We start from the raw sequence: 11,829 nt of genomic DNA, 5'->3' as shown, positions 1-11,829 counted from the left end.
TAATTTTTTACATTAATTGATCTTGAAATTGATGTTCTGCATGGAACGTACCCTGCCATCCGGACCTTTTACCTTGATGTTGTCAAAGTATACCTGGTCTCCGGGTTTCAGGACGCGCAAAGCGCTCTGAACACCTGCATCTTTCGGCCAGTATTCCGAGTTGGCTTCGCCTTCCACATATTCACGACCTCTGGGCTCAATACCCATACGGTAACTTACAACTGCATAACGTACGCCATCGAACAGGAAGTCTTCCAGGTCCGCGCGCAGGCCGCCTTGTGCCTTGAAGTCTGCGGCTTTCATGGCCGGGCCTTTGCTGAAGCCCACCTTCATGATCGGGTCAGGAATGTTTTTCACACGGAACTCTTTGGAGTCCAGCGTTTTTACTTTCCCGTCCACTTCAGCAGATACGGATATTACCGCTTTGCCGGTGCTGCCCACCGTTACGGAAAACTCACCCGGTCCTCTTTTGGAGATAGACCCGCCGCCGCCGCTGATAGAAGCCTGTATCTTTTCTGCCGGTACGCCCGCCGCCGTAATGGAGATGGGGTTAGACAGGCCAATATACAGTACGTTCATTTTGTCAGCGGAGATGGAAGTAGCGGAAGCACCTACTTTATAGGTTTCGGTGAAAGGGCTTTGCACTTTCTGGCCGTTAGGTTTCACCAGTTCCACAATACCGGAAATGGTATGCTCGCCAATAGCGCCTACCGGCATGCGGTACGTAGCCTTGCCTGCTTCTGCCTGCACCTGCTGGCCATTGATGATGATGGTAGGGTTTACAGTGCTGCTGTAAGCTCCCATCACTACTTTGGCTTCCAGCTCCTGGCCGCTTGTAAAGTTTTTAGAGTTCAGTGATACGAACGCCTCCAGCTTGTCGAACGTAAAATCGTCTTCAGATACTTCTTTCAACAATTTATCGATGATCATCGATTCAGAGTTCTTGATATCGTTCTGGAATTTACCCAGGATGGTAATAGCCGCAATGGAGGGCACCATATTGAAGTGGTAAGCCGTCCAGTTCTTTTTCACGGGACCTTTCTGCTCAGGCGTTTCAATTTTCAGGGGCAGGTTGGCCTCAAACGCCTTCCTGTCTTTCGGATTGATGACGGCCAGCAGCTGTTCACGCAGCTGGGTGAGCTGTTCTTCCAGTTGTGGTCCTTTTTTCTGGTTCTCCATAATGCGGGTAGCCGCATCCAGGTTATCTTTTCCTTTTATTTCACCTTTATCGTCCAGGCCTCCGCTTGCTTTGATAATTTCATCCTTCAATGAGTTTATATAGGTATGGGCGGCTGCAGACAAGGATTTCACCTTGTTGGCCTTTTCATTGAGAGGGCCTACCTTGGCTGCGTCTGTTGTCATCAGCTTGGCAAATTGCCGGTAGGTCACCTCATTTTTGTTGTCAATGGAGGTGTTGGAAGTATTGATAGAATTATTTACGATATCAAATGCGTTCAAAATTTCGGCGGACACGTTCAATGCCAACATGGCCGTAAGCACCAGGTACATGAAGTTGATCATCTTCTGCCTGGGATCTTTTGGTAAAGCCATAGTTAATTACAAGTTTTTAATGAATGTTTCTTGTTTAGTCACTATTGCGTTACCTATCTGCCCTGCATGGCGGTCAGCATATTGCCGTACACCGTGTTCAAGTTACCAAGGTTGCGGGCCAGCAGGCTGATCTGCTCCTGTGTTTTCTTGGCATCGTCCACACTGCCGCTCATTGCCTGAGATGCGGAGAGGAGGTTGCTGTAGAAGCTGTTCATAGCCTTCAGGTGGTTATTGGTATCCTGCAGTTCCAGTTCGTAGATAGCATTCAGAGAGGCCAGATTTTTGGTCATTGACTGCACCTGGTCATGGAACTGACGGGTAGATTCGGATGCGTTGTTGAACGAGGAAACAGCGGCGGCAGCGCTGGTGTAGGCCTGTGTTACAGAGCCGATGGCGCTGGCTGCTTCACGCGTTTTTTGCGTGTAGTCCCCGGTGGCTGCTACCACGTCGCTGATGTCGCGCATTTTGTCAACCGTCTGACCGAGTTTGGAAAAGTTGTCGCTCAGGCGGGTGAGGCTGGTAGGCGTAATGTCTGCTTCCTGCAGCATTTTGTCCATGTTGGCAAGCGCGGGCGTGCCGGCAACACCTGCAGCGGGCGCGGGCGCGTGGCTGGTATCAGGTACAAAAGCGTACACAAAGAAGATCAATGCTTCCACACTGAGGCCTAAAATAAGCGCTACGTCAGCACCAGGCCAGTGTTGCAGTTTAAACAAGGCTCCTACGATCACGACAGATGCGCCGATACATACAAAGAAGTTGAGCCATTTAGCTGTGTTAGGATTCATAGCCATAGGTTAAAATTGTTTATGGGTGATTAAAAGGTAAAAAGCTCGTTTCAGGTTTGCCATAGTAAAGTGTTTTTCAGCTATTAATTCCTATATAATGGTTACTTACGGTTAAAATCATTTTTAGACCTGCTCAGGAACGCAATGGTACAGCGGAACCCGATGTAGGATTTTGCACTGTCCTGGTACTCATAAGCGCGCGTACCGTTCTGCAGGAAGTGGCCGATATCTTTCCAGCTACCACCCCTTATCGTTTTGCGCTTCATCCTGGGCGGTGCGTTGTCTGCCACGTCCATGCGCAGGTAAGGGTTCATATCTGAAGTGAAAGAATAGGCATTTTGGTAGAAGATGTCTTGCGTCCATTCCGCCACATTGCCGGCCATGTTATACAGGCCGTAGTCATTAGGCCAGTAGGCATCCGCGCGTACGGTATAGAAACCGCCGTCTTCCGGATAGTTGCCACGGCCGGGCTTGAAGTTGGCGAGCAGGCAGCCTTTTTTGTTGCGGATGTAATAACCGCCCCAGGGGTACGGCGCCTGTTCACGGCCGCCGCGGGCCGCATACTCCCACTGTGCTTCAGAGGGGAGCTGGAACTTATCTTCCGTGAATTGTCTTTTGGAAGCGCGGTAATCTTCCCAGAACTTGCTGCGCCATTCGCAGAACGAAGTAGCCTGGTGCCAGTTTACACCCACCACCGGGTAGTTGTCAAACGCCGGGTGCCAGAAGTACATGCGCGTCATGGGCTCGTTATAGGCGTAAGAGAAATCGCGTATCCAGCAAAGCGTATCCGGGTAAATGGCTACGTCTTTCTTTTCAATGAAAGTTGAGCGGGGCTTGTCTTTATTCTCACGCAACTTGGCCTTATCCCAGTTGAAAGTTTCCTGGTGATAAAGCAGCTTGCGCACGTCTACTTCCTTGCGGCCGTACAGGCGGTCTTCAGCAGAATAGATCATGGCGTCTACCTTTTCATAGGTAGCCTTGTCTTTCCAGTTGATCTTCTGCTTCCAATCCACGTAATCCTGCCCGTCTTCATTCTTCACATGGCCCATGAGCACGTGCGCAATAGAATCCGTTACCCAGTACACGAACTGGCGGTATTCATTGTTCGTGATCTCCGTGGCGTCCATGTAAAAGCCGGAAATGGAAATAGCCTTGTTCCTGGCGGTATAGGCATAGTTCACATCCTCGTCACTGGGGCCCATGTGAAAGGTACCGGAAGGCACGTACACCATTCCATAAGGTACGGGGGGGGAGTATTTTGGGCGGGGACTAACGCCAATCAGTTGCCCCTGCGCATTTTTCGGGGTTTTACCACCACCGCAACTGGCCAGCAGTATCGGTAGCAGTACAACCATCAGCCCACTGCAATAATTAAGCTTCATAAGGGTGACTTTCATTAGAATACGATTTTTCTTTAACCTGCCAGATGCATCTGCCCACGCGCAATATCTGTTTTTTAGTCACACTTTTCACCTGGTTGTTTATCAGAAAGATAGCAAATGTAATAATTATTTTTAATCCGTAGTAAGTTTTCCCACAACTTTTTCAATTCCGCTAATCAGGGCTACGTAACACATTTAAACGTTGCTTTTAACATTTTATTATGCAGTAAGGCGTAGCTTTTAAGATTTAACCATGGCGGCAAACCTACGGGGGCCTTCTCTAAAGGCTTGCCTGTCAAGGATATAATCGTATTTAATATAAATATAATATTTATTTAGAAATATTCAATGTTAATTTTTCGCTTTAAAACCAAATATATCAAAGGGAATGCAATTTACAACAAAAATCAGATTAAATTAACTATTTCTGATATGTATTCCACCGGTTTAATACAATGATAATCCTGGCAGAGATAGATCAATGTTTTGCCCGGCTGGTGACGGCCCTGCAGCAGCGGCATGCCCTCCTGGTCTCCCTCAGCGCCCAGCAGCACCTTACCGGGGATGTACAGTTTGTTCAGTTCTTTCATCATTTGCCGGTACCCGGCGCCAGACACGGCCAGTTCCGTAGTACCCTGTACCAGCCTCAGCATCATGGCCGCCCACACGCCAAAAGAGGTGGGGTAACGCACCACTGAACCGGAGAGGCTGGCCGTCATGCCCAGCGCCCGCTCCGCCCAGTCTTTCCTGTCAAAAACAATGGACAGGTGCCAAAGGTTATGGGCCATTACCGCGTTGCCGCTGGGCACCGCGCCGTCATACACTTCTTTCTTACGTACGATAACGTCTGCCTGGCCGGATGCGGTGTAATAGAAATAACGCGCGGTTTCGTCACCAAATTGTTCAATCACCGAATCCGTTATGGCGGCGGCCTTATGCAGCCAGTCCAGCTTTCCGGTAACTTCCTGCATCACTATCAGCGCACGGATGAGATAAGCATAGTCATCCAGGAAAGCCGGGTAGCGGGCCGTTCCTTTCTTGTACGTATGCCAGAAGGCCGGGGCTGCCCCGTGCTGCTTCATTTTTTCCCAGATGCACGTCATGGCCTTTTCCGCCATGGCCAGCCAGGCCTCCTCGCCAAAGGCGGCGTACGCTTTGCAGCAGGCATGTATCATCAGGGCGTTCCAACCCAACAGCACCTTGTCATCCAACCCCGGCCGCACGCGTTTACCGCGTGCCTGCAATAGCACAGCACGGCATTTTTCCATATGCGCCTCCAGTTCGGGAAGGTCCATTCCCAGGTCCGCGGCCACCTGCGCCGGCGCTTTGGGCACCCAGAGAATGTTATGATCTTCCCAGTTGCCATGGCGGCTTACATCGTAATATGCGCAGAAAGGGGGCGCATCATCTCCCAGCAGGCTTTCTATTTCTTCCAGTGACCATACGTAGAACTTGCCTTCCTCCCCTTCTGAATCCGCGTCAAGCGCGGCATAGAAACCGCCCTCCGGAGAAGTCATTTCCCGCTGTATGAAGGCCAGTGTTTGGGCCACCGTGCGTTCGTACACCGGGTTGCCGGTAAGTTGCCAGGCCTCGCAAAGCGTATCTATCAGCAGGGCGTTGTCATACAGCATTTTCTCAAAATGCGGGGCCAGCCACTTTTCATCTGTGGAGTAACGGGCAAAGCCGCCGCCCAACTGGTCGTAAATACCGCCGTACACCATTTTGTTCAGCGAAAGCAGGGCCTGTTGCAGGGCGGCCTCATCTTTTCCGGTGCGGTAATAGCGCAGCAGGTACTGTATGGTGAAACTGGCGGGGAACTTGGGAGCACGGCCAAAACCGCCCCATTCCTTGTCCGCCTGGCCCATCATGGCCAGCGTAATGTCTTTGCACTGGGCCTGGGTGAACAGTTCTTCCCTGGGTAATTGCATGTTCACCAGCTCCATACCGAACTGGTTGCTCTGGTGCAGGTGCTGGGTAAGGTTGGATGCCTGGCTTTCCAGCTCGTCCCGCTTTGTTTTGAACGCGTCCGCCACGGCCAGCAGCACGTCTGTCCACGAAGGCCGGTTAAAGGCTTTACGGGGTGGAAAGTAGGTGCCTCCATAAAACGGTTGCCGGTTGGGCAGCAAAAACACGTTCAGCGGCCACCCGCCGGAACCGGCCATGGCCTGCAGCGCGTCCATGTAGATATGATCTATGTCCGGCCGCTCTTCGCGGTCTATTTTGATATTGATGAAATGCTCGTTCATGATGGCGGCCACGCTTTCATCTTCAAAACTTTCCCTTTCCATTACATGGCACCAGTGGCAGGCGGCGTAGCCGATGCTTACCAGAATGGGTTTGTCTTCATGCAGCGCACGTTCCAGGGCTTCCTCACCCCAGGGGTACCAGTCTACCGGGTTATGCGCATGTTGTAAAAGGTAGGGGCTGGTTTCCTTTGCCAAATGGTTCATGGGAATCAATTACGGATTACGGATCAAAGCGTTTGCCGGCTACAGTTGTTGGCCGGTGGAGGCTTCTACCCAAAAATAAAACGAAAAAAGGGAGCATCTGACGATGCTCCCAAAAAAGTTAAACAGCGATTGAAATTTATTTTTTCAGGCTCAGCAGGAACTGTTCGAGCGCGGCCACCATAGAAGGGGCTTGCGGCGCAGGGGCTTTCACATCCAGCCGGAGGCCGGCTTCTTCTACCGCGGCAGAAGTGGTAGGGCCAAAGGCGCCAATGTGGGTGCCGTTCTGCTTGAACTTGGGCATGTTCTCAAAAAGTGATTTTACACCGGAAGGGCTGAAGAACACGATCATGTCGTACTCCGTATTTGTCAGTACCTCCTTCACATCGTTTGAAACGGTTTTGTAAAGAGAGGCGATGGCATATTCGCACTTGTTGGTTTTCATCCACTCCTCGATGTCTTTTTTCTGGCTGTCTGAGCTGGGGAAAAGGAACTTCTCGTTTTCCCGGTGCTTGTTCATCACTTCCAGCAAGCTTTTAGTGGAGCCGTCTGCCCCATAAAAAACCTTGCGTTTACGGTAGAGGATGAATTTTTGCAGATACAACGCAACGGCTTCTGTAATACAGAAGTACTTACAATCCTGAGACACCTTTACTTTCAGCTCCTCGCAGATGCGGAAGAAGTGATCTACCGCGTTCCTGCTGGTAAAGATCACTGCCGTATAGGTAATGATATCTACCTTCTGTTTCCGGAAATCCTTGCCCGGCACTCCCTCTACCCTGATAAAGGGATAAAAATCCAACCGCACGTTGAATTTCTTCGCCAAGTCATAATAAGGTGATTTCTCTGTCTCTGGCTTAGGTTGGGAAATTAGGATCGTTAGTTGTTTCTCCTGCAAATCTTTTTTTGGCCCGCCTTTTATCATACGTAATTTGCTCTTGTTTTAACAATAGCAGTAATCTTACGGATTACCAGTTAACCAAAGTAAAAGTACCTTTGTAATTATTAAAACCGGCACTACTTCGAATGCGCAAAGGTAAAGAAAAAAATGCAATTTGCTGAAAGAGAGATATTGGCGGATCAAAGAATAAGATCTTACGTACCGGTATACAACCAGTAATACTATAAAAAATATCGAAATATACAGGCTTGTACCGGCTATTTCAGGCGTACAGAAGGCCAGTATCACCAGAAAAGGCGCCAGCATAATACCCAGCACCTTGTTGATCAGGTACAAGATAAATACATAGGCGTCTATCAGTTCCTCGTTGCCGAACAGCCAGCCACAGAAGCGCAGCACCACAAACTTCACCAGGTAAATAATGCCTACCAGCAGCATCAGGCCGGGTATCAGCATCCAGGCTATGGCGTTGGTGGGGTAATTGAGCCGGTACATGAGCAGGTACAGGTACAGCCCCATGCTGATGGCAAAAAAGAAATTGAGTACAAAGTTGGGGAACGGAGATTGAGACAACTGGTCTTTCAACTGGCGCTGGCTGAGCGTGGGGTTGAAAAAGGCCCGGAAGAGGTCTGAAAAATATTTGAGGTAAGCCGTGCGGATCACACCCAGCAGCAGCAGTACGCCGCCCACCAGGTACACCAGCCAGTCCTGGCCGGGATCTATCCGCAACGGATTAATGTCGTATTGCGGTGTTTTATTAGCTGCCTGCAGATAGCGGTTGGTCCTTGCCAGTTGCTGCAGCACGGTATCATAAGGGTTTACCCGGGGCAGGGCGGCCTTCGCGGAATCTGCCACACGGCGGAGCGAGTCTGCCACATGCAAAGAATCTGCCGTAACTTTGTGCGTTTGCGGCCGTGGGGCAACGGTACGGGCGCGGCGGGCACTGTCTGCCTGGCTGAATGCCGGCAGCGCGCTCCATATCATTAACATGAACAACAACCAGGTACGCAACGATCCAAATTTTTTTATGCTGTTAACTATTCTTGTTCCAAAAATATCAACAAAACTCATATGTATTTTCGAGGTTTGCAAATTATCCCGATAATTCTTTCTTAAAACAGATCATGGCCGGTATTTATCTTCATATTCCTTTTTGTAAAAAAGCGTGCCACTATTGCAACTTTCATTTCTCCACTTCCCTGCAAAACCGGGAAGAACTGGTGGAATGCCTGCATGTGGAGGCCGCCATGCAAAAAGACTACCTGGCTGGCCGGCCGGTGCAAACCATCTATTTTGGCGGGGGTACGCCCAGCCTGTTGCCGCCCCCGGTCATCAGCGGCCTGCTGGACACGTTGCGGTGCCACTATAACGTACAACCGGATGCGGAAATTACACTGGAGGCCAACCCAGACGATCTGGAGGCCGCCACGCTGGAGGGACTGAAGGCTGCAGGTATTAACCGCCTCAGCATCGGCATCCAGTCTTTTTTTGAGGAAGACCTGCGCTGGATGAACCGCGCGCATAACGCGCAGCAGGCGGAAGCATGCATTGTGCAGGCTCGCGCCGCGGGTTTTGACAATTTCAGCATAGACCTGATCTACGGCGGCCCTACCCTCAGCCATGAACATTGGCGGCAAAATGTGGCAAAGGCCGTGGCCCTGGAGGTACCGCACCTCTCCTGCTACGCGCTCACGGTAGAGCCGGGCACGGCGCTTGACCATTTCATACGGCACCATAAAGTACCGGCCATTGACCCTGACAGGGCAGCGCAGCATTTTGAACTGCTCATGCAATGGCTGGAAGAAGCCGGCTACGAACACTACGAAATATCCAACTTTGCACTGCCGGGCAAGCGCTCCCGCCACAACAGCAGCTACTGGCAGGGCAAGCCTTACCTCGGGCTGGGACCTTCCGCCCATTCTTTCAACATCAGCTCCCGGCAATGGAACGTGGCCAACAACGCGCTTTACATACAGGGTGTACGCAAAGGCAGCCTTGCTTTTGAGAAGGAACTGCTCAGCCCCCAGATGGCGCTGAATGAGTACATCATGATCTCTCTCCGCACCGAAGCGGGTTGCAACCTGGATGTTGTGGCGGAGCGGTTCGGGCCTGAAAAGAGCCTCCAGCTCCATGCCGCGGGTAAAGAATTTATTGAGAAAGGCTGGATGAAGGAAGAAGCAACCACCTTGCGGCTCACGCGCGCGGGCAAGTTTTTTGCAGACGGCATTGCCGCCGCCATGTTCTTTTAGACCAACCCCTTTTCCAGTTCAAAAAAGGCCTCCTCCGTATGCAGCTGCTCCCAGAGTATGGCGTATACTTTTTGCGCAATGGGCATATAGGCGCCTATTTCAGCGTTGATCTCGTGTATGCACCGGCTGGCGTAATAACCTTCCGCCACCATGTTCAGTTCCAGCTGCGTGGCCTTTACGCTGTAACCTTTGCCTATCATGTTACCGAACATGCGGTTACGGCTGTGCAGGGAGTAGCAGGTTACCAGCAGGTCTCCCAGATAAGCGCTGGCATTGTAATTATGTACCGTAGGCTCCTTGCCGGCGCCTGCCTGGTTTTGCTCGTATTTTTCCAGGAACTCCTGCATTTCGCGGAAGCAGTTGGTGATGAATACGCTCAGGAAGTTGTCCCCATACTCCAGGCCATGCGCAATGCCGGCCCCCATGGCGTAGATATTCTTGAGCACGGACGCAAACTGTACGCCCATCACGTCTTTATTCACAATGGTTTGCAGGTAGCTGTTGTTGAACAGGGTGGCAATGGCCTCCGTTTCCGCGGTGTCCATCCCTGAAAAGGTGAGGTAAGACAGTTTTTCACTGGCCACTTCTTCCGCGTGGCAGGGGCCGGTGATGGTGAAATACCGCTCCAGCGGCAGGTTAAACAACTCGCCCAGGTAATCGTTGATCAGCTGGTTGGTACCGGTTACCAGGCCTTTGATGGCAGACACCACCTTTTTCCCTTCCAGCGCGTTGGGCGGCAGCGCGTCCAGCACCGTGCGCAAAAAAGCGGAAGGCACCGCCAGAATGATGGTATCGCTGGCTTTCACTACTTCTTCCACCCGGTGGTCCAGCTGCAGCAGGCGGGTATCAAAATAAACGGAAGTGAGATAGTGCTTGTTATGATGGCGCAGCTGCATGTGCCGGATGGTATCTTCATTCCTTATCCACCAGTGGATGTGCTGGTTGTTGTCTGTCAGTATTTTGGCGAGGGCGGTGGCCCAGCTGCCGCTTCCAATAATGCCGATATGATTTCCCATGCTCAACGTTTCCTTAATTTCCTGCAATGTAACAAAAAAGCAAAAGCCGGGAAAACGCCCGGCTTTTACATTGCTTTATATAGCGGCAGTTACTTACCGCCTTCAAAGAGTTGCGATTTTGGCACCACCTTTACCTTCTTGCCGTTTTCCAGTGTGCGGGAAACCGCTGTGTACGGGCCGCTTATCACTTCTTCCCCTTCCTTCAGGCCGCTTGTGATCCGGATGTTGTTATCGTCCTGGATGCCAGTGCTTACTTCCACCATTTTAACCGTATTGTCTTTCTGCAGCACAAACACCACTTCTGTGAAATCTTTCTTTTCATTGTCTGCCGCCGCGGCTGGGGTTGACGGTGTGGCGCCTGCCGGGGCATTCGCCTTTTTATCTTTACCGGCGGTGTGTTTGGCCGTATCTGCCGGGTTGCGGGTGGTTACAGCGTTGATGGGAATGGCCAGCACCTGTTTTTCCGTGCGGGTCTGTATGTCTACATTAGCGCTCATGCCGGGGCGGAAAGGAAAGCGGCGCTTGTTTTCCGGGTCTAGCAGATCTTTATAGGACTCCGGCAGAATACGGATATGCACCACATAGTTGGTTACCTGCTCTGCTGAAGAGGTGGAAGCGGTGGCGGTAGCCGCCCCTTTGCTGGAGCTGGCTATCTGCGTTACCACGCCTTTGAACTTGCGGTTATTGTATGCGTCTACTTCAATAATGGCGGAGTCTCCGTATTTCACCTTGGGAATATCGTTCTCCCCTACATCTACCTGCACTTCCATGGTATTCATATCTGCAATGCGGAGCATTTCCGTACCGGTCATCTGTGCGGTACCTACCACGCGTTCGCCCTTCTTTACGGAGAGCAGAGACACGGTGCCGCTCATGGGCGCCTGTATGGTGGTGCGGCCCAGGTTCTTGTTGGCTTCCGTGAGGTTGGCCTGCGCGCTGGCTACAGCATACCGGCTGCTGTTAATACGTTGCTCGGCCGCATTGTAATCTGCCAGCGCTGATTTGTAGGCGGCTTCGGCCGTTTCAAATTCGGAACGGGAAATCACCTTCTGGCGCAGCAGCTCGTTGTTGCGGTCAAAAGCGGCCCTAGACTGGTCCAGCTTGGCCTTGAAGGCGTTGAGAGACGCAGAGCTGTTGGCCAGTTCTGCCTGCTGCTGGCTAACAGAGGCGGCGGCACGGTCTCTCATAGACCCGTAAATATCCGCATATATCCTTGCCACTACCTGCCCTTTTTTCACGGAGTCCCCTTCTTCCACCAGCAGGTCGGTAATTTCGCCAGACACGTCAGAGCTTACCTTCACCTCTATTTCAGGGAAAATTTTACCGCTGGCGGAAACCACTTCAATGATATCTTTTTTGGCAACCTTGTCTGTAGCCACTTTGGTGCCTTCATCCTGGCCGGACATTTTGGTAATTACCAGCAGCACTATAATGGCTGCAAAGCCGCCAATGATCCAGTAAAGCAGTTTCTTCTTCTTCATATACGCTAGGTATTTCT

Annotated in this window: 9 protein-coding genes; 1 reads left to right on the top strand and 8 read right to left on the bottom strand. The window is 51.3% G+C overall.

The genetic code is table 11. From position 1 onward, the window contains the following. Window positions 1–12: 12 nt before the first annotated feature. The 6 genes from porM to D3A97_RS08405 form a co-directional block, all read right to left on the bottom strand. Window positions 13–1,551, bottom strand: a complete 1,539-nt coding sequence (gene porM / locus D3A97_RS08430; protein WP_119077929.1) for a type IX secretion system motor protein PorM/GldM — start codon at window positions 1,549–1,551, stop codon at window positions 13–15. Between the two features lie 53 nt (window positions 1,552–1,604). Beyond that, complete coding sequence (porL, locus tag D3A97_RS08425; protein WP_232825889.1) at window positions 1,605–2,336, bottom strand: type IX secretion system motor protein PorL/GldL; 732 nt, start codon at window positions 2,334–2,336, stop codon at window positions 1,605–1,607. A 101-nt stretch (window positions 2,337–2,437) separates the two neighbouring features. Further along, window positions 2,438–3,691, bottom strand: a complete 1,254-nt coding sequence (gene porK, locus D3A97_RS08420; protein WP_232825888.1) for a T9SS ring complex lipoprotein PorK/GldK — start codon at window positions 3,689–3,691, stop codon at window positions 2,438–2,440. Window positions 3,692–4,125: 434 nt separating this feature from the next. Then, complete coding sequence (locus D3A97_RS08415; RefSeq protein ID WP_119077926.1) at window positions 4,126–6,168, bottom strand: thioredoxin domain-containing protein; 2,043 nt, start codon at window positions 6,166–6,168, stop codon at window positions 4,126–4,128. A 136-nt stretch (window positions 6,169–6,304) separates the two neighbouring features. Then, window positions 6,305–6,991, bottom strand: a complete 687-nt coding sequence (locus tag D3A97_RS08410; protein WP_232825887.1) for a uroporphyrinogen-III synthase — start codon at window positions 6,989–6,991, stop codon at window positions 6,305–6,307. A gap of 135 nt (window positions 6,992–7,126) precedes the next feature. Further along, a complete protein-coding gene (locus D3A97_RS08405; RefSeq protein WP_157986423.1) occupies window positions 7,127–8,056 on the bottom strand; it encodes a DUF4271 domain-containing protein in 930 nt (309 codons plus the stop codon). A 134-nt stretch (window positions 8,057–8,190) separates the two neighbouring features. Between D3A97_RS08405 and hemW the strand changes: the two genes are divergently transcribed. After that, window positions 8,191–9,315, top strand: coding sequence for a radical SAM family heme chaperone HemW (hemW, locus tag D3A97_RS08400; protein WP_119077923.1), 1,125 nt, complete (start codon window positions 8,191–8,193; stop codon window positions 9,313–9,315). Here hemW and D3A97_RS08395 read toward each other — a convergent pair. Further along, the gene (locus D3A97_RS08395; RefSeq protein WP_119078485.1) at window positions 9,312–10,331 is read right to left on the bottom strand and encodes an NAD(P)H-dependent glycerol-3-phosphate dehydrogenase; all 1,020 of its coding nucleotides are present in this window, start codon (window positions 10,329–10,331) and stop codon (window positions 9,312–9,314) included. The genes hemW and D3A97_RS08395 overlap by 4 nt on opposite strands. 89 nt (window positions 10,332–10,420) lie before the next feature. Continuing rightward, entirely contained in the window at window positions 10,421–11,812 is a 1,392-nt protein-coding gene (locus D3A97_RS08390) for an efflux RND transporter periplasmic adaptor subunit (protein WP_119077922.1), read from the bottom strand. Window positions 11,813–11,829 lie beyond the last annotated feature (17 nt).

The sequence above is a fragment of the Chitinophaga alhagiae genome, assembly GCF_003568665.1.
GTDB lineage: Bacteria > Bacteroidota > Bacteroidia > Chitinophagales > Chitinophagaceae > Chitinophaga > Chitinophaga alhagiae.
The sequence above is the reverse complement of the archived record's forward strand: the minus strand, read 5'-3'. Positions and strand labels throughout refer to the sequence as shown.